Source organism: Kribbella qitaiheensis (assembly GCF_042657745.1).
GTDB classification, from domain to species: Bacteria; Actinomycetota; Actinomycetes; order Propionibacteriales; family Kribbellaceae; genus Kribbella; species Kribbella qitaiheensis.
In genome coordinates, this window is sequence record NZ_JBHSKE010000008.1 from 1 (window position 1) to 24,159 (window position 24,159).

Annotated in this window: 13 protein-coding genes; 6 read left to right on the forward strand and 7 right to left on the reverse strand. The window is 66.2% G+C overall.

Annotation, left to right across the window (positions count from 1 at the left end; all coding sequences use genetic code 11):
* The first annotated feature begins 320 nt into the window (after positions 1-320).
* The 5 genes from ACFPJ1_RS09160 (at position 321) to ACFPJ1_RS09180 (ending at position 5,976) form a co-directional block, all read left to right on the forward strand.
* Positions 321-866 (forward strand): hypothetical protein, encoded by a 546-nt coding sequence (locus tag ACFPJ1_RS09160; RefSeq protein ID WP_380102952.1) that lies wholly within the window; start codon positions 321-323, stop codon positions 864-866.
* Positions 867-953: 87 nt separating this feature from the next.
* Positions 954-2,171, forward strand: coding sequence for a low temperature requirement protein A (locus tag ACFPJ1_RS09165; RefSeq protein ID WP_380102954.1), 1,218 nt, complete (start codon positions 954-956; stop codon positions 2,169-2,171).
* Positions 2,172-2,691: 520 nt separating this feature from the next.
* Positions 2,692-4,185, forward strand: coding sequence for an IS21 family transposase (gene istA / locus ACFPJ1_RS09170; RefSeq protein ID WP_380102956.1), 1,494 nt, complete (start codon positions 2,692-2,694; stop codon positions 4,183-4,185).
* Complete coding sequence (istB, locus tag ACFPJ1_RS09175) at positions 4,182-4,958, forward strand: IS21-like element helper ATPase IstB (protein WP_380102958.1); 777 nt, start codon at positions 4,182-4,184, stop codon at positions 4,956-4,958. Before istA ends, istB begins: the two co-directional genes overlap by 4 nt.
* A 544-nt stretch (positions 4,959-5,502) precedes the next feature.
* On the forward strand, positions 5,503-5,976 hold the full coding sequence (locus ACFPJ1_RS09180; protein ID WP_380102959.1) for a hypothetical protein: 474 nt from the start codon (positions 5,503-5,505) through the stop codon (positions 5,974-5,976).
* Positions 5,977-6,268: 292 nt separating this feature from the next.
* Here ACFPJ1_RS09180 and ACFPJ1_RS09185 read toward each other — a convergent pair whose 3' ends face one another.
* The 4 genes from ACFPJ1_RS09185 to recC form a co-directional block, all read right to left on the reverse strand.
* Positions 6,269-6,769, reverse strand: a complete 501-nt coding sequence (locus ACFPJ1_RS09185; protein WP_380102961.1) for a hypothetical protein — start codon at positions 6,767-6,769, stop codon at positions 6,269-6,271.
* Positions 6,770-7,233: 464 nt separating this feature from the next.
* A complete protein-coding gene (gene recD, locus ACFPJ1_RS09190) occupies positions 7,234-9,003 on the reverse strand; it encodes an exodeoxyribonuclease V subunit alpha (RefSeq protein ID WP_380102963.1) in 1,770 nt (589 codons plus the stop codon).
* Entirely contained in the window at positions 9,000-12,296 is a 3,297-nt protein-coding gene (locus tag ACFPJ1_RS09195) for a UvrD-helicase domain-containing protein (RefSeq protein ID WP_380102965.1), read from the reverse strand. Before ACFPJ1_RS09195 ends, recD begins: the two co-directional genes overlap by 4 nt.
* Entirely contained in the window at positions 12,296-15,643 is a 3,348-nt protein-coding gene (recC, locus tag ACFPJ1_RS09200; RefSeq protein ID WP_380102967.1) for an exodeoxyribonuclease V subunit gamma, read from the reverse strand. Before recC ends, ACFPJ1_RS09195 begins: the two co-directional genes overlap by 1 nt.
* Before the next feature lie 420 nt (positions 15,644-16,063).
* On the opposite strand from recC, the gene ACFPJ1_RS09205 reads away from it, so the two are divergent.
* The gene (locus ACFPJ1_RS09205) at positions 16,064-17,116 is read left to right on the forward strand and encodes a Gfo/Idh/MocA family protein (protein WP_380102969.1); all 1,053 of its coding nucleotides are present in this window, start codon (positions 16,064-16,066) and stop codon (positions 17,114-17,116) included.
* Between the two features lie 708 nt (positions 17,117-17,824).
* Here the strand turns inward: ACFPJ1_RS09205 and ACFPJ1_RS09210 are convergent.
* From ACFPJ1_RS09210 to ACFPJ1_RS09220, 3 genes are read right to left on the reverse strand one after another with little or no spacing between them, the layout of a single operon-like run.
* A complete protein-coding gene (locus ACFPJ1_RS09210) occupies positions 17,825-22,108 on the reverse strand; it encodes a Wadjet anti-phage system protein JetD domain-containing protein (protein WP_380102971.1) in 4,284 nt (1,427 codons plus the stop codon).
* The gene (locus ACFPJ1_RS09215; RefSeq protein ID WP_380102972.1) at positions 22,069-23,388 is read right to left on the reverse strand and encodes a hypothetical protein; all 1,320 of its coding nucleotides are present in this window, start codon (positions 23,386-23,388) and stop codon (positions 22,069-22,071) included. The genes ACFPJ1_RS09210 and ACFPJ1_RS09215 overlap by 40 nt, the downstream gene beginning before the upstream one ends.
* Before the next feature lie 15 nt (positions 23,389-23,403).
* Positions 23,404-24,021, reverse strand: coding sequence for a hypothetical protein (locus ACFPJ1_RS09220; protein ID WP_380102974.1), 618 nt, complete (start codon positions 24,019-24,021; stop codon positions 23,404-23,406).
* Between the last annotated feature and the right edge of the window lie 138 nt (positions 24,022-24,159).

Here is a 24,159-nt window from a genome sequence, read left to right on the forward strand (position 1 = left end):
ACGGCGGCCCCGAGCGCAGCGATTCTCCGGCGGCGGCCTGGGGGAGTGGCGGTCCTGTGCTTGGGATGAGTCCTCATGGAGTTCTCCTAATGCGGTGAGTCCGTTGGTGAGGGGATGCCGCCACTCTGGGTGCAAAGGCTGGCCCCGGGCACCCGCGTAGTCCCGGGCCAATGCCCGGGTCGCCCTCCCGGTACGTCGCCCGGTGCCGGGTTGTTCTGATCCAGTCGTCGCGGTCCGCCGTTGGCCCTCGGCCTCAGACCCGGGGGTGGCCGGGGGCCTTACAGGCGCGCGCCCTCATGCTCGGCTCCGACAGTTGAAGCATGACCTGGACCCCCACCATTCAGTCCTGCGACTCCTACCTGGACGATCGCACCGGCAAGTACGAATTCCGTGCAGTCCGGTACCGCGCTGCCGCCGACTGGCTGACAGCGAGCGGCCTCACCCATGACATGACGATCGTGGACGTCGGCGCCGGCATGACCGAACTGGACTACTGCCTGCGCGCGGAGTACGGGTGGCGGGGACGGTACATCCCCGTGGACGGCGGCATCGACGGTGTCAATCTGAACTACTGGACGCCACCGCGGGAGGCGCATTTCTTCGTCGCCCTGGAGATCATCGAGCACCTGGCCAACTGGCGCGCCCTGATCGAGCGGATGCAGCAGAAGGCGCTCGTCGGGGTGGTGATGTCAACGCCGAATCCGCGCACCACGGACGTGATCGGCATGGACCCGACACACATGGTCGAGGTGTACTCCGCGGATCTGGAGCCATATGCGTTCCAGCTCGGAGGAGACGTTCTAAGGCGGCGCACTTTCAAACGGAGAGCCGGACGCGCTTTTCGCGACCTGGCGCCACTGACCTGAGCTTGCGAGCCGCGACTGCCGGAAGCGCGACTTCCACTGGGAGGCACTTGGGCCGCATGGTCCTTCGGCTCTGCGAAAGGACGGGTGATGACGTTACCCACCGCTGCGCTGGCGAAGTCTCGCCTGGTCCCGATGCGGCCACGCGACCCCAACGAGCCCGGCCGGACCGCCTCATCGCTGGAACTGTTCTTCGACCTGGTCTTCGTCGTGGCCGTCAGCATCGCCGCGGCCGAGCTCCATCACGCATTCACCGAGGCGCATATCATCGACGGCCTGCTCGCCTACAGCGTGGTGTTCTTCGGCATCTGGTGGGCCTGGATGAACTTCACCTGGTTCGCCACCTCCTTCGCCACCGACGACTGGCTCTACCGGGTTCTCACCATCGTCCAAATGGGCGGCGTACTGGTCCTGGCCGCCGGCATCGAACGCGTCTTCGCCGACCGCGACTACACCGTCCTCGTCCTGAGTTACGTTGTCATGCGCGTCGCGATGGTCGCCCAGTGGCTCCGCGCCTCCCGGTCCGCAGGACAAAGCCGACGCGCCACGCAGATCTACGCCGGCGGCATCGCCACCGTCCAAGCTCTCTGGCTGCTCCAGTTGCTGCTGACAGGCCCCGTCTCGTCCGTCGCATTGCTCGTACTCATCGCGGCCGAGATCGCCATCCCCATCATCGCCGAGAGGCAGGGCACGACACCGTGGCACCCACACCACATCACGGAACGCTACGGTCTGTTCACCCTCATCCTGCTCGGTGAGAGCCTCCTCGCCTCGGCCAATGCCATCATCGAGGCCCTGCACGACGATCAAGCCCTCGGTTCACTCATCTCGATCGCCGTGCTCACCCTCGTGGTCACCGCGGCTCTGTGGTGGATGTACTTCTGGCCACCACATCACCGAGCCATCAGTGCCTTCGGCAGCTCTCTGCGCTACGGCTACGTTCACTACTTCGTCTTCGCCGCAGCCGGCGCCTTGTCGGCGGGCATTGAAGTCGAGATCGGCGTCTTGACCCACCACAGCAAACTCGGGGAAGTCACCGCCTCCTTCACCATCGCTGTCCCGATCGCGATCTTTGTCCTCGGCATCTGGTGGATCGCTCTCCGTGGCGCCGCCGACCGCGTCGTCAACGCAGTCATCCCCCTGGCAGTCGTCCTCATCCTCCTCGACCCGATACTCCCGATTCCCTTCGCGATCACAGCCGTCGTCATGACCTTGGTCGTCGCTGTCCTGGTCCTGCACCCACCCGTGCCAGAGCATGCCGGCACGGCGAACACCACGCCGTCAGCAGGCGAGCCGAACACCAACTGACGACATCGCCGCAACAGACGCTGGCCGAACCTGCGAGCTGCTGCCTCCGAGCGGAGCCCGACTGCTCGAACGCACCAATCCCGACTCGTCGAAGCAGTGGCGAACGAACAGAAGAGGTGCCGGGCAGCTGATTCTGCTGAGCGCCGATAGCGCCTTCCCCGCCCGATAAACCCGGCGGGACGCGAGCGCCACTTTCACATCGCGCACCCGAACAAGTGCGATGCCGGGGTCGAGTACGCCCTGAAACAGTCCTGGTGACGTCGATGCGATGCCGCACGAATCCGAGTTACACCGGCTACGCGATCGACGGGCGCTGGCAGTGACAGCGGACATGCCAATCTCCCTGTTGGCGGACACGACATCTCCCTTCTCGCGGACAGTTGATCTCCCTTTCCGCGGACAGTGGATCGGCTCGTGTCGGTCCGGAATGAGGTGTCCCTCCGGGTCGAGGCTCGAGGTCTCTGACCACGCTCGAGTCCGGTTCACCGGAGGGACTGTGAAGAAGTCTGACAGGGAGATCATGGAGATTCTGGAAGCGTTCGATGCGACCGGGTGTGCGCATTCGGCGGCTGGTATCGCGAAGGTGGATCCGAAGACGGTGCGCCGGTATGTCGCGGCTCGTGACGAGGGCCGTGCGGTGACGGGACCGGGCCGGCGGCCGCGGATCGTCGACCCGTATCTGGCCAAGGTCGAGGAGTGGGTGGACCGCTCGCAGGGCAAGGTCCGCGCCGACGTGATCCACGAGCGGCTGCAGGCGGTGGGGTTCACCGGTGATGAGCGCACCACCCGCCGCGCGGTCGCGGAGGTGAAGGCGGCGTGGCGGGCCGGGCACCGGCGGACGTATCGGCCGTGGATCACCGAGCCGGGGTTGTGGTTGCAGTTCGACTGGGGCGCCGGGCCGGTGGTGCCCGGCCCGGACGGGCGGGCGCGTTCGACGTTGCTGTTCTGCGCGTGGTTGGCGTGGTCGCGGTTCCGGGTGGTGATCCCGACCTGGGACCGTCGGCTGGGGACGCTGCTGGCCTGTCTGGACGCGACCCTGCGCAGGCTGGGTGGGGTGCCGACGTATGCGTTGACCGACAACGAGAAGACCGTCACCGTCGAGCATGTCGCCGGTGTCGCGGTCCGGCACCCCGCGATCGTGGCGGCGGGCCGGCACTACGGGATCCAGGTGCACACCTGTGTGCCGTTCGACCCCGAGTCCAAGGGTGGGTCGGAGGCCACGGTGCGGATCGCGAAGGCCGACCTGGTGCCGACCGAGGCGAACCTGCTGCCCGGCTACGACTCGTTCACCGAACTGGCTCAGGCGAGTGAAGCGTTCTGCGCCGAGGTGAACGGCAGGGTGCATCGCGAGACCGGCCGGATCCCCGTTGAGGCACTGGTCGCCGAGCGGGCCCGGCTGCATCCGTTGCCGATGGCACCGTTCACCGCCGCCCTCGGCGAGACCAGGTGCGTGAACACCGACCAGACCATCCGGTTCGGGTCGGTGCGCTACTCCACCCCACCAGGACTGGTCGGCGCCGAGGTCTGGGCCCGAGCCGAGGGCGACGAGCTCGTCATCGTCGCCGACACCGACACGGGGTTGGCCGAGGTGGCCCGGCACCGGTTGTCGACACCGGGGAACCCGCGGATCGACCTGGGCCACTACCCCGACCATCCGCAGACCCCCGACGGTGGGCCCCGGCCACCCCAACCACGCCCGAGCAGCTCGGCCGAGCAAGCGTTCCTCGCACTCGGACCTGGCGCACAGTCCTGGCTGGTCGAGGCGGCCGCGGCCGGCGCGCAGCGGGTCCGGTCGAAGATGACCACCGCGGTCGAGTTCGCCGCGCTGGTCGGGACCGCGCCGGTCGACGCCGCCCTCGGGATCGCCGCCACCGCAGGACGGTTCGCCGACGGCGACCTGCTCGCGATCGTCGAGCACCGCGCAGGCGGTGCACCCAGCGCCGACCTGGTGGTCGCCGACGAGACCCACTCGGTCCAGCCCGGCACCGCCGCCTGGAAGGGATTCGGCCGATGAACACCACACCGACCCCGCCGGCGCTGCCCGACGAGCTGCTCGCGGTGCTCAAGCGGATGCGGCTGCCCTACCTGCGCAACGCGGCACCCGACGTGCTGGCCACCGCCCGCGCGCAACGCTGGGACCCCGCCGAAGTACTGCGGGTGCTGATCACCGAGGAGATCCGCGGCCGCGACGACGCCACCCGCCGGATGCGCCGCCGAACCGCCGGACTGCCGGCCGGGAAGACGTTCGAGTCCTGGCGCGAACACGACTCCTCCATCCCACCCGGAACCCAGACCGGACTCGCCACCCTGGAATGGGTCGGCCGCGCCGAGAACCTGGCCATCGCCGGACCGTCCGGCACCGGCAAGACCCACTTCGTCGAAGCCCTCGCGCACAAGGTCATCGACGCCGGCCTGCGGGTCTCCTGGTTCACCCTCGAAACCCTCACCGCCGCGATCGGCCGCGCCAGCGTCGACGGCTCGGTCGCCAAAACCATCGCCAAGATCACCCGCGCCGAACTCATCGTGATCGACGACATCGGCATGCTCCCCGCCGGACAAGCCGCCGGCGAGGCCTTCTACCGCGTCGTCGACGCCGCCTACGAACGCCGCAGCATCGCCGTCACATCCAACCTGCACCCCAGCGGCTTCGACACCATCATGCCCAAAACACTCGCCACCGCGACCGTCGACCGACTCCTGCACCACGCCCACGTCGTCCTCACCGAAGGCACCTCACTCCGCCTGTCCGAGGCCACCGCCGGACGAGGAGTGATGCCCCTGAACTGACCTACCGGGCGATCAATTGTCCGCGGACAGGGAGATCAACCGTCCGCCAGCAAGGAGACCAACCGTCCACACACAGGGAAGTCCGGCTGTCCGTTGACAGGCAGAAAGTTGAGGAACTGTTGGACCCCGATGACGTTGCGGCCGGCCACATCGTGAGGTTTCGACGGTCTGCCCAGTCGAAGATCGTGCGGTCGCGTGAACCTGCGCACCCGGCCATCGTCTCCGTGGAGGTCTTCACACGGGTCCAGTTGGAGATGCGCGCTCGTCGTGGCTCGGACATGGCGGCGCGAGCGTCTCAGCCGCAGACTCGAGTCGAGCCGAAAGCGTCGTACCTGTTCCGCGGAACGATCCGGTGTGAGACCCGCGGGCGGAAGATGGAGGGCTCTCCGCGGAAGCACACGATGTTCTACCGCTGTGCTGCACGGACCTTGATTCCAGGGTCGAGGGCGACCCTTGGGCATCCGCCGACGGTCTATGTCCGCGAGGACCACCTCTCCGACGGTGTGAACGAGTGGATTTGCGGGACTGTTCGGTCCTGCAAATCTTGATCAGACCGTCGCACTTCTGGCGGGTGCACAGGGGCGACGAGGATCCCGCGGATGCGGCCGAGCGAGCGTTCCGGAAGAAAATCGCCGACGCGGATGCGACGATGACGCGGCTTCAACGTGCTCTGGAGGCTGGTTGGGACCCCGAGGCGTTGGCGAGTCAATACAACGCAGCCGTGGCCGGGAGGAAGGCCGCTCTTGCCGGACTGGAGGCCTTGGAGCCGGCCGAGCGGCTGAGCACCGCGGACATCCGCGTGATGGTGGAGGAACTAGGCGCGATGAAGACGGTGCTGGATCAGGCGGATCGAGGTGATCTGGCCGAGCTGTACGGCGCCTTGGGCTTGGACGTCTCCTACAACTACAAAACGCGGGTGCCTGATGTTTCCATCAGGCCACTGGTGTGCTGGGGCGATCGGGCTCAAGCCTTGGCGATCTCGGATGCTCAGGGTCGTCGGAGAGACGTTTCTCGGTGAGCACCACATGTATCCCTGAGTTCTGGCATTCCGGGCCGAGGCCACCATTGCTGAGAGTACCGGCCGGGCTAGCGGCGCTTGCCCAAGCCGGGTGCCCCACCGCTGACGATTCGGATCCGCGGGATGACCATTTTGCGCTCGCTTGATCTGTTGGCCGCGCGCTTCTTCGTAGGGCTCTTAGGTTTGCGTTTGACGCCGGTATGGGGTTTTCCGTGCGGCGTCAGCGTACTCAAGGGCTGCTTCATGAGTTCCCGCGCTGCCGCATCCGGCGACTCGCAACCAGTCAGCCAGATCATTGCCGCGCCCAGTCCCTCACGAAGGGCGGTGAGAGACCTTTCGTCGTAGGGGATGTCGAGCAGTTTTGCCTTGACGCCGGCGCGCGCTCGAACGAGAACCAGGCAACCAGCCCGTTGTCATCCTGTTCGGTCCAGAGCCACACCGGCACAGTTCTGATGAGCATGTTTCCGTTCTCGAGGTCTCTCAGGGCCTTCACGACTGGCAACCACAAACGGGTGAGGCCTACTGGGGACACTGGGGCCTCGACAGCCGAGGCAGGGATGCCATCAGTAGGACTCAGGCGTGCATTCGCTTGCCAGGTTTCGTGTTTGTCTGCCTCGAGCCAGATCCACACCGGCAGGGTGGGCCAGGCATCATCGCCGTCCTCTGAACGGCCGGCGTCCGCGGGGTCAGTCGGCAGATCGTCATCATCGATGGTGTGCTCGGTCATCTCCGGCTCGATGACGATGGAATGGTCGTGCTGGGCGGACTCAAGGGCTGCGACAGCGGCCTCCACTACTCGCTCTCCGGTCAACTGCAGGAGCCCTTGAGCCACGGCCTTTCGGACTGCCGACCGCCCTCGCGTTGAAGTGGGCAGGGTCAGTTGTCGTGGGGTCACATCGCTGGTTCGGTCCAAGGACGCCAACGCGAATTGCGTGTGACTGCTTTGCTCTGTCCACACCCACGCCGGCACCCATCCGGGCTCTTCTCCGGGCTGGAGAAGGTCTGCGACTAATGCCCACCAGAGCAGCAGCAGGGAAGGACTGTAGGGCAGGGGTAAGTCGACTGCCTCTGCGCCTCGGGTGTACGAGAGCTGCAAGAACGGCACTGTAGCTCCGTCTGGTCCGCCGCACACTTCCAGCCACATCCAGCCTGGGACGGTTGGCCAGTCTGCTTCGTCCAATATCCCGCTCACCATCTCGGGAGTCTAGGCGCGCTTGGCGAGGCTTGGAAGGATGGCGCAACGCGGGATCGCGCCGGTCAGTTGCCGTCGGTTAGCCGTTGGCCGAGGCCGGTGGCGCGGAGGGCTCTGCGGCTGACGGCTAGGCGGACGGCAGCCTCGGTGCCTACGACGCGTACTCGGTCTTGGGCGCGTGTTATCGCTGTGTAGAAGAGTTCGCGGGTGAGGAGGCGGGATTCTTCGCCTGGCATCAGGACGGTGACTTCGGCGGCTTGGCTGCCTTGGGCTTTGTGGATAGTCATGGCGTGGAGGGTCTCGATGTTGCCGAGTCGGCTGGGGGCGAAGTCGAGGCGGCCGCGGGAGCTGTCGATGCAGACTCGCAGGGAGCCGTCGGGGCGTCGGATCGTTACTCCGACGTCTCCGTTGTAGATGCCGAGGGCGTAGTCGTTGGCGGTCACCAATACCGGTCGGCCGACGTACCAGGTGTCCCAAAGTGGGTCTTCGGTTTCTTCGGTGATCCAGCGCTCGACGGTTCGGTTCCAGTGGTTGACGCCCCATGGACCTTCCCGGTGGGCGCAGAGCAGGCGGTGCCGGTCGAGTGCTGCCAGGGCGGCGTCGGTATCTCCCGCTTCGGCGGCTTCTCGGATTGCGAGCACGTCGGGAAGTAAAGCGGACCGTAGGGTTTCGCAGGGGTCGTCGTCCTCGAGATAATGCACCCAGTCACCGCCGCTGCGCAGTACGGCGAGGACGTCTTCGGGGCGGTCTTCGCGGACACCCAGTGCCAAGTCACCGATCTCGCTTCCGAATCGGTGGGAGGTGCGAAGCTCGGCTGCTTCGATGTGCCCGCCGGCGACCAGTCCCTCGACGAGGTCGGCGAGCACCGCCCCTGCCTCGATGGAGGCTAGTTGGTCGGGGTCGCCAACCAGTATCAGCCGGGCCTCTGGCCGGACCGCCTCCAATAGCCGCGCCATCATCGTCAGCGAAACCATCGAGGTCTCGTCGACGACGATGATGTCGTGCGGCAGGCGGTTGTCTCGGTCGTGGCGGAATCGGCTCGACGAGTCAGTGCGCCCACCGAGCAGCATGTGCAGTGTCCTGGCGTGGAATTCGCCCAGCCTTTCGGTGTCCTTGAGGGTAAGGCGCTCGGACATCTCGCGTCGTACGGCCTCTTCGAGGCGACCAGCGGCCTTGCCGGTTGGAGCGGTCAGTGCGATCCACGGGCGGCGATCCCCGGCGATCTCTGCCTGTTCCGCGAGGAGGGCCAGCAAGCCGGCGACGGTGGTGGTTTTGCCGGTACCAGGGCCACCCGTCAGAACCGTCGTCCATTGACGAGCCGCAGTCTCTGCCGCCGTCCGCTGCTCGATGTACGAAGTACCGGGAAAGAGTCGGTCAAGCCCTGCAAGAAGAGCTGCTTCGTCGGCGATCTCTGGGGCGGCTCGGCTGGCCCTCCGACGAAGGTCGTGCTCGACTTGCTCCTCTTCTCGCCAGTAGCGATCGAAGTACAGGAGAGTGTCCTCGAGGTGGAGTGGACGCGGGGCAGCGAGTAGGGGACTGGCCGCTAGTGCCGCAAGCCATTCGTCCAAGGCGGGCCAGGTCAGCTCGGCGCCGTCGTCGCCGACTTCATCACGGACCTCGGTGAGGTCGAGGCAGATGGATCCGGCTCGGACGGCTCGCGCCACCAGTGCACAGGCCAGTGCCACCGATTCGTTGCTTTCGGCAAGCAGCATCGTGAGCCGGGAGGCCACATGGACGTCGGCGGCCAGGATCACGCCGGCTCTGTTGAAGTCGCGCAGGATCCCGGTCGCGGCAAGCGCCAGGGTCGAGTCGAACTCGTCGACCGGCGTGGTCATGTCGTGCTCCCGTCGAGCAGTTCGGACAGCGCCAGTACGAGCGCTGTCGGCATCGGCCAGCTGAATACCCCTGCTGGGTGCCCGTCCACCAGAGGCGTCTCCGGTCCGCACATTCCGCGCAGATAGAGGTAGATCACCCCACCGAGATGTACTTCGGGGTCGTAGGCCGGCAGCCGCCAACGGAGGTACCGGTGCAGAACCACCGAGTAGAGCATCGCCTGCAACGGATAGTCGGAGTGCAGCATGGCGGCACCTAGCTGCTCCGAGCCGTACTCCGCGGAGGTAGCGGACTGCTCGGCATCGCCGAGCCGGTTGGTCTTGTAGTCGACCACTACGAACCGGTGGCTCTCGCCGTTGGGGACGCGCAGTACGACGTCAATCGAACCGGAGAGGTAGCCCCGCAGACTCTGTCCGCCTAGCAGCGGCTGCTCGAGCCGGTCGGCGTACGCAAGGAGCGGATCGTCGGCTGACAGGTGTGTGCGGAGCAGTGGGGCCAACTGGGCCAGCTGTACATCGGTCGCAACCGTCTGGTCGCCTCCAGCCAACGGGATCTCGAAGTCGAGTTCGCGGAGCCGGTCGGCGCGGCCCAGATCGCCGAGGGTCAGCCCGGGAACTAGCGGCCCGAGTGGCGTGCTGTGCAGCGGCAGCATCGCGGTGGCCAGGGCATCGGGAGTCACGTCGACCCGCCAGAATCGCAACTGCTCGCGGACCTTTCCGGCCAGCTCGGCGTACAGGTCGGGCGCGTGTGGGTCCGCGTCTTCGAGCACTGCGTGGACCAGCGACCCGAACGTGGCTCCCGCCGGCAGCCCGTCCATCGGAGACGGCAGCGCATCGGTCGGAGCGGCCTCAGGCGTCGGTACCGGATCTACGGACTCATCCTCCAGTTGACTCTCCTCCTGCTCGCTGGCTACACCGCCCACCTGCTGGTCGGCCGCACGGATCAGGCCCGAGTACGACGTACGGCGCCAGGCGAGGTCGACCTCGCGGGAGAAGGTTCCGGCTGCGAGCCCGCCGGGCAGCTGCTCGCGTACGGGCTCGACATGCTCGGCGATGACCGAGTCCTCGACCGCCGGACCGCCGGCTCGCTGCCAGCGCCGTAGCCAGATCAGCACGTCGTCGTCGGACGATGCTCTTTCCAGAGTGTCGGGCACGATCGGTTCGCCTTGTTTGCGGCCACGCAGCAGCCGCGAGATTCCCCCGTTGATCTCGTCCCAGGACGGCGCCCACCAGGCCACGACCTGTGACTGGGCCCGGGTCAGCGCGACGTAGGTGAGGCGGATGTCGTCGCCGGCCTCCTCGGCTCGCCAGAGTTTCTGGGTGGCTCGGTATCCACGGTGCCTCTTGCCGCCGAGGTCGAGGCGCCGTTCGCCGTCCTGGTGGAAGACAAGCAGTTCGGTGTCCTCGACAACGTGGCGGGTGAAACCGAACGGCAAGTAGACGACGGGGTACTGCAGGCCCTTGCTGACCCACACCGTCATGATCTGCACGGCGGCGGCGTCGCTGTCGAGCCTACGGGTCCGCTCCGTCGTCCGGCCGCTGCCGGTGCACTCCCCGCGTAGCCAGTCGAGTAGGGCGGGTAGCCCGAAACCTTCACGGTGCGCGGTCTCGTTCAGCAGTTCGGCCAGATGCGTGAGGTCGGTCATGTCGCGCTCGCCGCCGCGCCAGGCAAGTACTCGCTGGGTCATCCCGTGAGCCTGCGCGGCCTCGAAGACCGCCGCGACGCCGCTGGTTCGCAGCCGGTCCGCCCAGGCCCGCAGCGTCTGCCCGGTCCGGTCGGTGAGCTTCTCGCCACCGGCCCGTAGGCTCGCTGCCGTTTCGCCGAAGAACATGGTGGTCGCCGCGGCGCGGACCAGGCCGGAGCGGTGCGGTTGCTCGAACGCCTCGAGCAGGCAGAGCCAGTCCTGGGCGGCCTGCGACGCGAAGATGTCGAGGTCACCGGAGTAGACGGCGGGGATGCCGGCCCGGGCCAGTTCCTCCCGGCAGACGCGCGCGTCCTTGTGCGTTTCGACGATCACCGCGACATCACCGGCTCGGAGCGGTTGACCGGCGTACGTCGCGCCGGCGGCCAGCAGGCAGCCGATGTCGGCCGCCAGATCGCGAGCGATGTGGTCGCGGAGCTCGTCCATCGGGATGCTCTTGCGCCTGGCCGAGCCGAACTGCTCTCTCCGGGCGACCCGGAGCCGGAAAGGCGCGTCGGATGGTGCTCCGGCGAGCCTGCTGCCCTGGTGATGGGCGGCCACCGGATGAACGACGATGTCCTGGTGGCCGAGTTGGGCTCCGCCCAGGACGACCTGGAGGCAGTCGACCAACGGCTGGTCGCTACGCCAGTTGGTATCGAGGGTGCGCCGCTGTCCGGCGGTGGCCGCGGCCGCGAGGTAGGTCGCGATGTCTCCGCCGCGGAAGGCGTAGATGGCTTGTTTGGGGTCGCCGATCAGCACCAGGGTGCTGGGCCCGTTGAAGGCGGTGTCGATCACCTTCCACTGCACCGGATCGGTGTCCTGGAACTCGTCGACCATCACCACCGACCACCGCCGCTGCATCTGCTTGCGGGCCGGAGCGTCGGGATCCTCCAGCGCGGCCGCGAGGCGGGTGAGCAGATCGTCGTAGCCAAGGATGCCGAGGCGGCGTTTGCGACGCTCCATCTCGGCCAGTACGGCGTGCGCGAACTCGATCCGGACGCCCTCCGGCGAGGCCTCGGCGTACTTGTCCGGAACCAGTCGGGTGTGCGGATTGCCGACTGCTTTCAGCGCGATCTCGAGTGCGGTACCACGGGTGATGGGCGGCTGGTCTGCTGAATTCCCGAAGAGTTTGAGGTAGAGGTCGTCGACCACCTCGGTGACTAGTTCTCCCAGGTCGTCGACCAGGGTGACGCCGGCGTCGGTGTCACCCGCGATGCCGAGCGAGCGCAGTACGAGCTGGCAGAACTGATGCGTGGTGGCGATGGTGGCGGCGTCGAAGTTGGCCAGCGCGTCGCGAAGACGCAGGTGACGCAACGCGATTTGGTCGGCGCTGCCCTTGACGAGGTGACCGAGAAGGCCTTCGTCGTCACGCCAACTGGTCGGGTCGGCCAGTGCGAGTTCGGCTTCAAGTAGCTGGGTGCGTACGCGCTCGCGGAGTTCCTGGCTAGCTGCGCGGCCGAAGGTGATCAGCAGCATCTCGTCGAGCCTGGCGCGGCCCTCGGCCACGAAGCGGGTGACCAGCCCGGCCAGCGCATAGGTCTTGCCCGTGCCGGCACTCGCCTCCAGCACGACGGTTCCGGTGGGGAGTTCACCGAGAAGATCGAAGGTTTCCATCACGTCGCTCCTTGCTCGAAGCGAAGCATCGGTTCCCAGAGTCGGGCGGCGTACGCCCCGAGCCGAGTCGGCTCGCCCGGGCGTTCCTCTTCGGGTCGGGTCGGTTCCAGCAGGTCGTCGAGCCGGCTGTACGGGCCCCAGACACGGACGTGCGCGGGGTCGGCGTTCTCCCCGTCGTAGGCGGTAGGGCGCCAGCGTTTCCCGGCCGCGGTGGCCGGATCGTCGCCGGTACGGCGTGCCTCGTACCAGGCGAACGAGGTCTTGAGCGGAAGCGGAAGTGGCTCCCGTCGACCGGCGTCGTAGATTGCGGCTAGGTCGGCCAGCAAGGCGCGGGCTTCCGGCCCGACCGGGCCGAAGAGGCGGCTCGCCGGGCTGTTCCGGCCCCGGCCGATGGCCAGCGCTGTCCAGTTGTGGTCGTCGTCGTTGGCGGACAGGGCGAGCAGTTGAATCCAGCAGGACAACAACTGTTTGGCGTCGAGACGGGAGAAACTGACCGAGACCAGCCGGTAGCCGTGCACGCTCGGCACGGTGCCAGTGAGTCGCCGGCCTGCGCCGAGATCGATGTCCAGATCGAAGGCCCTGGGACTCGCCTGCCGGTGCGGATGCGCACTGATCGCGAGCTGTTTGGCTTCATCGCGTACGTCGGTCGCGGTCCGCCAGCCGAGTCGCCCGGGTGGCAGCGTGCCTCGTCGCCACTCTGCTTGCAGGGCGTCGTTCGGATTGACCCCCGCCAGCATGTCGCGGAGCAGCCGGTCGCCGACCGACCACTTCTGCAGGTTGTCGATCTCCACCGGCATCACGTCCGAGACGCCGTCGACCTCCCACGGCAGGGTCAGGTCGAGTGCCCGGAAATATCCCTTCACGGGGTGACGAAAGAACGCCAGGAGGTCAGCCAGCGCGATGTCCTCGTCGCCCGCCGCGGCCAGTTGCCCGTCCAGAAACTCCGGCCGTGCTGGCCGGGATCCTGCGGCGGCTCGTGCTGCGACCAGGGCGGTCGGGTCGAATGTGAAAGGTCCCGGAGTACCGAGACGACCAGCTTCGAGGTTCTGGCGGTCGAAGGGCTGGAGCGGGTGCTTGATCAGGACAGCATCCCGGACCTTCGTCTCGGTGGTGCGATCAAGGACATCGAGGAGTTCACCCAGCGGTACTGCGGGCGGCCGCCGTTGTCCGGAGTACTCGTTGGCGCCGGTGTAGGTGATCACCAGGGACTCGGTCGCGGCAAGAATCGCATCCAGCAGGAGTTGGCGATCCTCGCTGCGGACATCGCGCTCGCCCGTGATCGGGGTCCTGGCCAGTAGGTCGTCCCCGTCGGTCAGGCCGAACCGTGGGAAGACGCCGTCGTCGAGTCCCAGCAGACAGACGACGCGGTGCGGGACCGACCGCATCGGCACCATCGTGCAGACGGTCAGCGTGCCGGTCCGGAAGCTGGCGCGGCTCGGCCGGCCGGCCAGATGGGTGGACAGGAGGGCCCGGACATCGGGGAGCTTCAATGGTGTCTCGGCCAGTGGGCCGGCGTCGGCGGCGACCTCGGCGAACTCGCGGTGGACCTGGCTGAGCTGCCAGTTGTCGTCGGGGACGACCCGGGTCAGCTGATCGATCCCCGCGCGCAACGCGTCGAGCCAGTCCGCGAGCGGCCGGGTGCCGTCCAATCGTTTGGTTGCCGCCTGCAATCGATCGATGTACTCCGCGAACCGGCCGGCCAGCTCGATCCGGGTGCTGCCGACATCGTCGAGTGGCAGGCTCGTGTTGATCCAGGCGTGCGCGTCGGCTGACATCGTCACGCCGGCGAGGATCCGGTCGAGGCCGAAGCGCCAGGTGTTCTGTGGGTAGTCGGCCAGGCCGTACGGTTCGCGGTGGTCCTGGTCGAACGCCCACCGGACGCCCGACTCGCGGACCCAGGCGGTGATGGTGTCCAGGTCGTCATCGGTGAACCGGAAGCGGCGGCGTACCGGCTCCGTTTGGGCGAGGTCGAGCAGTTGGCTGGCGGTTGCTCTGCTGCCCGCGACCCCGAGCAGTTGGGATGCGACCCCGAGCAGGGAATTGGTCTGGGTGAGCGATCGGTCGGCTAGCTGCACCCGCAACCGATGCGCCGGGTGGCCGTCGTTGCGTAGGTCTCCGAGGCCGAAGCGAGCGCTGATCAAGGGCGCGTACGTCTCGATGTCAGGGCACATGACGAGGATGTCGCGGGGTTCCAACGTCGGGTCAGCCTGCAGCATCCCCAGCAGTACCTCGCGCAGTACGTCGACCTGCCGGGCAGTGCCGTGGCAGGAGTGCACCCGCACGCTACGGTCACTAGCGGTGAGGTGGCGCCCAGCGGACCCGACGGTGTTGCTGCGCAGGTCCTTCTGTAGCCAGCCGAGAAGTGTGTCGGCCATCGCTGGCGAAGGAATGTGGCGATCAGTTGCCGGCGCAACGGAGAGGGACAACTGCAGCTCTCGACTGTCCCGCCCGAGTGTGGCCAGGAGCGGGTGGTCGGCTGCCTGGTGGCTCGTGTCGGAGGCACGGTCGCCAGCGGTGGTACCCGCTGCGGCCAGGCGTGCCCACAGCACATTGCTGGGGTTGGGGAGCCAAAGGTGTACGTCGCGGTGCTCGGCCAGCCCCGAGAGCAACTCGACCTCTGTGACCGGGAGTCGGGTGTGCCCGAACAGCGAGACTCGCGCCGGCAGGTCTAGAGACTCTGGCCGACCGCGAAGCCGGGCAAGAGTATCGGCGTGGCGAACGTTCGGAGGCGGTGCATCGATCCGTTCGACAAGACGCCGCCAGAGTTCAGGTTGCCAGGTCAGATCGTCATCCACAGGGGCCCCGCAGCCATCGGTGTCTTGACCTTGGCTCCAGTCAGCTAGGACGGTCGGTCGCTGTACGGCGTACGCGGCGAAGAGCCGGGACAGCCTCGCTGCAACGGCATACCGGCGACCCTGGCGCAGCTCCGCTTCGGCGCCGGTATCGAAATGGCCGAGGTGTCGTGCGACAGGCTGGCACCAGCCCTCGTCGAGCGAGTCGTCGAGCACAGCGAGCAGCGGCCACACCATCGCATCCGCGGCCCAGCGGTCGTCATCCGTGAGGCCCAAAACCGTGGACACCAGCGAGCGCGGTGTCGTGAACCGCACTCCTGCACACACTCCGTCGCCTCGCCCCGGAGCGGCGCCCAACCGATGTGCAAGGCGCTGGGAAAGCCAGCGTTCCACACCCTTCGCAGGCACCACTACGAGCTCTTCAGCGAACGGATCGGCGAGTGGCACGGCGAGCACGTCACCCAGCCCGTCAGCGAGCAGGTCTGTACGCTCGGCGCGGTGTAGATACAGGGTCACCGACGCAGCATGCCACGTGACGCCGATACCTCGTGACACGGTAGGTCAGTCTGGCTTCGGTTTCTGGCAGTCGGGTCGCGACCGCATGAGCCGAGCTGGACATCGGTTGCCCTCGTCATCGTCCGCTGTCCCGTGATCAAACTGTTGCCGCCAGCAACATGTTGTCGGCGTACCGCCCGCCGCAGGGAGATGAAGAAGAGGTGACACGAGTTGTCGTGTCACCTCTGGGGTTGAAACGGGTGTTTCAGTGTCCGAGGAGGAACACGCACCTTATCCACACGCATCAGCCTCGACCTCTGAGCGTTGAGAGGTGGCCCTCGTGGCGCGTTCCTGAACAGGCATCGGTCGAACGCTGCTACAAAAGCTGGCTGTGAGCGACTCGCAGGATGTTGGCAAGCGTTTGCCGATCTGGCATAGCCTGAGGCGGTTGACACGTTGCCGAGTTTGGGAGGAATACGGGTGACTTCCACCCACGCTGTCAGGTTCGCCGCCGTCGGGCTTGATCACGCGCATATCTTCGGTCAGATCGCTGGGCTCGTCGGGGCGGGTGCGGAGTTCGTCGGGATGGCGACCGACGATCCATCGGCCGCGATCGCGACCCGGGTCCGGGAGCAGTATCCGGAGGTTCCGGTGGTCGAGAGCCCGGACGACCTGGTCAGCCGGGACGAGATCGACTTGATCGTGACCGCCGCCGTACCGGATCGGCGGGGGCCGATCGCCGTCGCGGCGCTGCGGGCCGGCAAGGACGTCGTAGCCGACAAGCCCGGCTGTGTCGCTTTCGATCAGCTGGAGGAGATCGAGAAGGCGGTCGGCCAGAGTGGGCGGTTCTGGTCGGTGACGTTCTCGGAGCGGTTCGAGGTGCCCAGCGTGATCAAGGCCGGCGAGCTGGTCCGCGAGGGCCGGATCGGGACCGTGGTGCACACTCTCGGGATCGGGCCGCACCGCGTCGGGGACCGCGGCCACCTCGGCGGTGGGGCCGGCCGCCCGGACTGGTTCTACGACAAGGACCGGTACGGCGGCATCCTCACCGACCTCGCCTCCCACCAGATCGACCAGTTCCTCTGGTTCACCGGCGCACGGACCGCCGAAGTCGTGGCCAGCGCGGTCGGGAACTTCGCCAACCCCGATGAGCCTGGCCTGCAGGATTTCGGTGAGATCCTGCTGCGCAGTGACAACGCCCAGGGTTACATCCGGGTCGACTGGTACACGCCAGACGGGCTGCCGACCTGGGGCGACGGCCGCCTGATGATCCTCGGCACCGACGGCTACATCGAGTTGCGCAAGTACGTCGACATCGCCGGCCGGGATGGCGGAGACCACCTCTTCCTGGTCAATCAGCAAGGTACGCAGTACATCGACTGCTCGCAGGTCGAGACCACCTACTACCCTGACCTGGTTCGCGACGTACGGGAACGAACCACCTCGGCCGCGCCGCAGGCGCACACCTTCGAAACCATGCGCCTGGCCTTGACAGCCCAGCAGCGGGCGACCGTCCGCGGAGCGGCGCAATGATCTAGCGCGGCAGCGGGCGGAAAGCGGGTCATTGTGAGCCGCGATCGCCACGAGGTCTGACGACGAGCACGATTCCGGGGGCGCGACGATCGCGTTCGAGCGGTCGCAGATCGCAGCGCTTGTGCTGCAGGTCCAGTGTCAGTGGACAGAGGTCGAGGCGGCAGTCAGTGGTCGCTCACCCCTGGCCAACGGGTGCCGCCGGCCGCGCGGGGCTCGTACTTGGATCGTCAACGGCGCGGAAGCATGACGGCTCTTCCGTCAGCTCACGGCGTTGAATTGGCGGAGATCCATGCCTGCGGCATCGACTAGTTCCTTGAACCGTTGGCTACGTCGCCGTTGATTGGCTGGTGCACCTCGTCGCCCTCAGCCAGAGCGTCCCAGAGTTGGCGACTGACGCGCCTTCTTTGGGGAGCCGTCGGTCAACTGGACCTTGGCGCGCCGATATATGTCTGACGGCAGCATCCGCCGCCGCTGTTGCCCAGTGCAACCATTCGCCGCCCACAGACACGACAATGGGCGGCACGCTTTCGCATGTCGCCCGTCCGTATGAAACAAGTGTTTCAGTGTCCGAGGAGGGACGCGCACCTTAACCACACGCCTGGAGCTGGGTGCCTAAGGTTCCGAATACGCCGTCAGGAGGTGTTTGGGCCGATTTAGTCGTCCTCCTAAGGGACACCCGGTACTGCGCCTCGCGAACTGCCGCGGACGTCAGAGCAGGTCGGAGTGCCACTCAGTGGTGCGGGCGAGGTGTCGGTAGCCGACCCACTCCTGAGCGATGCGACGCCCTTCGGTAAGCAATCGGGCAGCGGAATCGTGATGCTCGGGGGGAAGCCAACCGGTCAATCGGCGGGCACGAGCTTCGTCCACGGACTTCTCTGCGGCTCGCCAGCTTCGGCCGATCGTGAACAACTCCGCATAGAGGTTCACGGCGGGGCTGACGGTTGGCAGGCCGTTGGCGCGCGCCGTGTGCCGGGCGGAATCCGGAATGCGCAGACCGGACAGGTCGAGATCCCCGAAGTAGCGGATTCGGCGGATCTCCTGATTGTCCGTGATGGATCGGATCGAGGACATGAAGCTCGCGCGCAGGCCCCAGGCGACGTGACCGACGTTGTGCCGCGCGGGCAACGCATGCACGATCGACCACCAGGTAGCGCTGTTCTCGACAACGAGAAGGAGATCACCATCGCCAACTCGCGTCAGGTGATTGTGGGTGACCTCATGGAGGGGCTGTTTGCTCAACAGCGGCGGCGGCGTGGCAACGGCTCGCAGCAGACGCAGCAGCCGTTCCTGATCACCGAACAAGGGACCACTGCGCATCCCGTCGAGGGCCTTCTCCGGGAACTCGAAGTCGTCTTCGGTCCCGAAGGTACTGAAGACCTCCAGGGCACGTTCCCGCAACGGCACCTCGGTCGTGTCCGGGTCGCTCATAAGCCAGCGATTTATCGCCACGTATCGGATGCGCTGGTGGTCCGTGGCCGTCGGCCAAGCATCCTCGAGGTAGTACAGCGAACGGTGCCAGCGAGGCATCGAGGGAACGGCCTTCTGTGTCTTCGCGATCGTTGGCACGAGCTTGATCTTCTGTGGAAGTTCTACCTTTTCGAGGTTGGTGGCCTTCAGCGGCACGATCAGCTCGCGTTCAGTGAGGACGGTCAGACACGCCCGCAGTGTAGCCATGATTCCGCCGTCGCCTTCTCTGCGCTCGAAGACGGCTCCGAAGCAGCGACTCACCTCATCAATGGACACCACCTTGTGGGTGGTGCGAGACCAAGCACCCGCTCCATCGAGGAGCTGCTGATAGAGAGCGTCGGCAAGTCGTTCAGTTCGCTTCGTCATGGTGCCGTTCCGGAAGGACAATCCTGGTCGTGGTGAGCATTCCAGTATCGGTTGGGGTGCGAGCGCGCCTAGATGTGGGGCTACCCGCTCGTGCACGGACAGATACTTGCGCCCGACCCGCAGGTCCGCATCATTGCGTAGCCGAATGATCAGGGGGAAGCCGGCCAGCGCTTCTTCTTCGAATAGTCCTGTGGTGTAGACGAGTTGGACACCGAGCGCGGCGGCGACACCACGCTGAAGGTCCAGCAAGTAGCCTGCGGATGCCCGGCCGATTGGGTTGTCGAGGAATAGGACGCCAGAGTGGTTGTGGCGAACTTTTCCCTGGTCGTTGGAGCGCAGCGCGGCCAAGGTGCAATAGAGGATGATCGCGGCGGTCAGGTGCTGCCCTCCGGAGAACACGTCCCTTACCTCGGATATCCGAACGCGTTCGTCGCGCAGGACAGCGTCGGGCTTGAGCATCGTCACCCTGAATCCCTTGGGCACGGCCGCTCGGACAGCACGCAGGACCACCGTGAGACCATCGCACTTCTTGGTCTTCGCATGGTGCTCCACCACGTCGTCGAGAAGCAGCCCGAGCTGATGCGCAAGCAGGTCCCCTTCGACGGGCGAACAACCGATGCGCAGGAACTCGTTTCCAGTCCAGTCGCCGAGCCCGTCCGGGAGCTTTGACAGCCGCTGGGCGGTGCGCAGGCGGCGTAGCGCGCCGTCCACGATCGCGCTCATCCGTTCGAGGATTGCTACCCTGTGCCGGCCGATCTGGGCCAGGTCGTCAACCAGCGACCGCAGCCGCGGGCGCAGCTGCTGGGACCACTCGGCCGCATGATCGGCCAGGGCTGACATTGCCACCCCTTGAATCTGTGTCCGGGCAGGGATCGCGAGAGTTTCGAATCTGTTGTCGATGACATGTCTGGTGAGGCGCTCGGCCCGCTGGAGTAGTTCCCGGTGCTCTTCCTGGGAGGTCTTTTGGGCTCGTGAGGCAGACTGGCGAAGCCCGCTGTACCGGTTCTGCGCTGTTTCCCTGTCGCCCGTGAATAGCTCTGCTTCGGTCGCTTCAATATTTGGCTCGTCGTCCAAACCTGCCTGGTGGGTGTCGACGATCGTCGTGAACGACTCGACTGTCGCCTTGGCTTTCTCAAGAGCGTCCTCCACCGCCTCCAGCCCGCCGACACACCGCCTATGAGCATCTTCGGCCTCGCTCACCTGGCGGCCGGCCTCAATGATCAACTGATCCCCGTGCTGGGGATCCGTCGGCTGAAGCGCCGGTTCCAAGACGACTGCCGGTTTCGGTAGTTGGTCCAGACGTGCGAGATAGCTCGCCTTCTTCGCGATCGCGTCCTGATGGGCTTTCGCTGCGGTCTTGTGCCTGCTGGCGGCGGCTGCGCCCGCAGCGGCGCGTGACGCGGCGTCTGCTCCGTCCATGGATGCGAGCAATTGCCGTGCTGTGGCGCGGACAACATCAGTCTCTGCCTCCCAGGCCGCGCGCGCATCGTTCGCTTTGAGCTCCGCGTGTTGAAGATCCTTGAGCTGATCGTCGCCGACCTCGGCCTTGTCGTAGGCGCGTTGTACATCGTTCAAGACGGCACGCAGCACGGCGACGGACAGCACGGGTATTGGGTCGGCGGGGTCGACTGTGCCACCGGCGGGCAGCTCATCGATCTCTTCCCTGGCCCTGACCGCCAAATCGCGACGGTTGGCGGCCAGCAGTTGCCTCTCTTGGATGTTGAGTCGTATCCCCTCGAGGATGCTGAACAGCGTTTGCGCGCGTGTATTGTCGGCTTCGGCCATTACGCGAGCGCGTCCAGCGTCTTGCTTCCAGCCATCCGCTTGGCGGCTTCGATGGGCGAGCTCGGTCAGCTGGCGAGAGTGCTCGGTTAGCTCGGCAAGGGCTCGGCGCATGCTGCCGAGTTGTTCCCTCAGGTCGTCGCGCGCCTCGATGGCGAGCTGGAGTGCCTGACCTTGGCGGTCAACGGAGTCGCTTGCTTCCTGCACCAAGGTCTGGGCTGATGCGGCGGCGTCGGACAGCTGGCCAATGGTGCCAACTGGGTATTCGGCTCGCCACGTGATCAGCCGCGCCGAGAGATCTCGGTCCGCCGTGTACGCGGTGTCCAGCGTTGTCAGCTTGGTCCTGCGCTCGAGGTGTTCCTTCGCGATACGTACTCGATCGGCGTTGGCTGCTTCGTGGTCGTACAGTGCCGGGTTTGGAGCAGCGACGAACCCGGCAGTCGAGCGAAACGAAAGGTCGAAGTCCGCTTCGACCACGAGGTCGAAGGATTGAGTGGTGGCGACTACCACGGTCCCGGTCGAGTGATAGCCGTTCTCGGAGAGGACCTCACGGGCCTGCTCAAGCTGGTCCGGCTTGTTGATCAGGACTCCACCCGCCAGGTGAGGCAGGCGGCGCACTAGCTCGGCGCGGACAGACTCGTCGGAGCGCTCGGCGAGGTAGGCCCAGCCGGCCTCGCTGGTGATGCCCGCCGACTCCAGTAGCTGCCGGGCGCGGCTCACCTCGTGATGAGGAGGCAGCAGGGCATCGGGGTCGTCATCCCAGACAATGCGCGCGGGTTCGTCGGTGGCGTCTGCGACTCTGAGTTCCGATCGTTGCTGGTCAACATCTGCCTGGGCTTTGGCCAATTGGTCGAGAAGCATCTCGGCATCGTGTTCCAGTACGACGTCGTCGGTGTCGAGTAGCTCACCCAGCCGTAATTCCCGAGTGAGCCTTTCCGCGGCTTCTTGCGCCAAGTCGATGGCGCTCTGTGCCTTCTCGAACCGGCTGCGGGCTTCGAGACTCTCCTGCTGAGAGCTGAGCAAATCGCTGCGGCGTTCTTCGACCTGCGCTTCGAGTCCGGTCAACTGCGCTTCGCCTTCGTGGACGGCGGCCGAGTCTGACCGAACCCGCTCGATCAATGCCTTGGCTTCTTCGGCGAGAGTGGCGGCCGATGAGGTCAGGCCGACTCGCACGGCAGCGTCGATTTCGGCCTCGACCTCGGCGACGCGTTCATCGAGCTGCACGGCCTGCGCCATGGCTTGGGCACGTCCATCGATCGCGGACTGCCACTCTGAGGTTGTTGCCTTAGCCGAGTTCGCCAGGCTCTTGATGGTGGCGTCCAGTTCCCGGGCTTCCGCTATCGCGTCGTCGACGGTGGACAGGAGACGACGGGCCAAGTCTCGGGACCTCTCATCACGCTCCTGCACGCGAAGCGTGCAGAGTCTTGTCGGTGGCTCACGACCTTCCGCAGAGCTGTTGCTGCCTCGCCGGCCGCTTCGTAGTTCAGGAGCTTGCGCGTCGCCACCCAGGCTTGCGCGACCTGCTCGGCGAGCTCCGAGGCGCCGGCGGCTGCGCTCTCCTCCAACTGTGCGGCGGTGAGCCGCATCTGTGCGGTGCGATGAGCGAGGGCGTCCGTAATCTTGCGGGCGCGGTCGACGCGAGACGAAGCATTTGACACTGCGACCGACAGGTCGCCGATGTGCTCCTCGCGCGTGGCCAGCAACGTGTTCTCGTGGTTCACCCGCGCCCTGAGCCGTGCGACGAAGTCGTGAAGGTCACCAGCAGCCGTATCGGCGGATTCGCGGGCGCGTTCGGCGAGAATCCGTTGTTCGGCCAACGGACCGAGCAGTTGGAGCACCTCCTCGAGGAACACGTGCTCCAACTCGAGGTCCTTGCGGGTCGCGAGCTTTACAGCATGGCCCGTGATGGATTCGGCAAGGCCTGCCGCGTCGGCGGCCGAAAGGATCGCCTTGAGGAGGAAGTCGACGAACGCTTCGTCGGTAGTGAACGTAAACGTGTCGGCCGCTTCTCCTTCGCCAGCGTTCATCGCTCGCTGGTAGCGAAACAGCTCGGCGTCCAGTCCCAACTCGTCCAGCTGAGTGGACCATTCGTGATGCTTGCTCGCCCATTGCAGCTCGAGAGTGTGGTCTGTTTGGGCGAGGTCATCGAGCTTCGAACGGTAGCTGGCGGCCGTGAGCTTCCGTCCGTCCTCGGCGAATGGCAACGAATCGACATCGAGGGTGGCCCCGGGGCGCACGGTATACCAGAGGTCGAGGAGTTTGTCTTCACCTGGCTGGGGGCCGCGATCGCGCCATTGGGAGACCTTACCGGTGATCAGCAAGCGACCGGTCCGCGTGTGCATCCACTCCAGCACCACATGGGCGACGTCGTCCCGACCGACAAACTTCTCCAGCACCTTCGTATTGGAAGTGCCAACCACTTCCCGGCGGCCTGGAAGTATGACCGAGAAGATCAGCTTCATCAGCACAGATTTGCCGCCACCGTTCTCCAGGAAGAGGATCGACGCGGGAGAGGGACGGCGAAGTTCCACCCCGCCGAGCATCAGCTGTTGGTTGGAGACCGCGGCCCCGACGTCGGATAAGTCGAGCAGGACATCCTCGTACCGGGCGCCGGCCGGGCCGACCGAATACAACCTGACCTTGGACAGTTCGTACATCGCGTGGTCCTCGGTTCAGCTCGCGTCGGGGGTTCGCACCATGGGCCCGCCTGATGCCAGAGGTGGCACGACGCCGAGGTCGAGCAGTTCGCGGAACGCGGCCTGTGATGCGAGCTCACGGACATGGATCTGGTAGCGGCTGGTCGCACGGAAGACCTCATCAGCCTCTTCGCCGACGACTTGCATGAGCCCGCGGTCCGCGAGCCATTTGAGTGCGCGGCTGACCATGCCGCGAGTGGTGTCGCGGTTGAGCCTGCTGTCCTTCGTGGCCGCCACCTCCGGTCGTCTCAGGTAGGCGCGCCAGGCGCGTTCGAGCTCGGGCTCATCAATGGACGGGTCGTTGTTGGTGGAGTCCTGACTCGCCCGTTCGTCGAGCAGCCGGCAGGTTTCACGCACGACGAGGTCGACTTCTTCGACCGAGGTACGGCCAACGTGCTGGTCGTTGGCGAGATCGTCCGCTCTGGGAAAACACAGCGCAGCAACCGCGAGGTGCGTGATTCCGTGGAGGACCTTTTCGGTGTCCCGTCTCTCCCTCAGCTTTGCCTGCCGGGCGTAGTCGTCCATCTTGATCTCGAAGCTCGAGCCGGGCTGGGCCGCCACTACGATCCCGCTGACTTCGGTCACGTCGAGCACCAGGAGACCGAGCCCCGTCGCGATTGCGTCGACGGACGCGGCGAACACGTCGTCTTGCCGGTACCGACGAACGAGGTCGCGATATCCAGCGTCCCGACCGGGCAGGTGCTTGTGCCGCAGCCCCAGCGCGATTAGCTG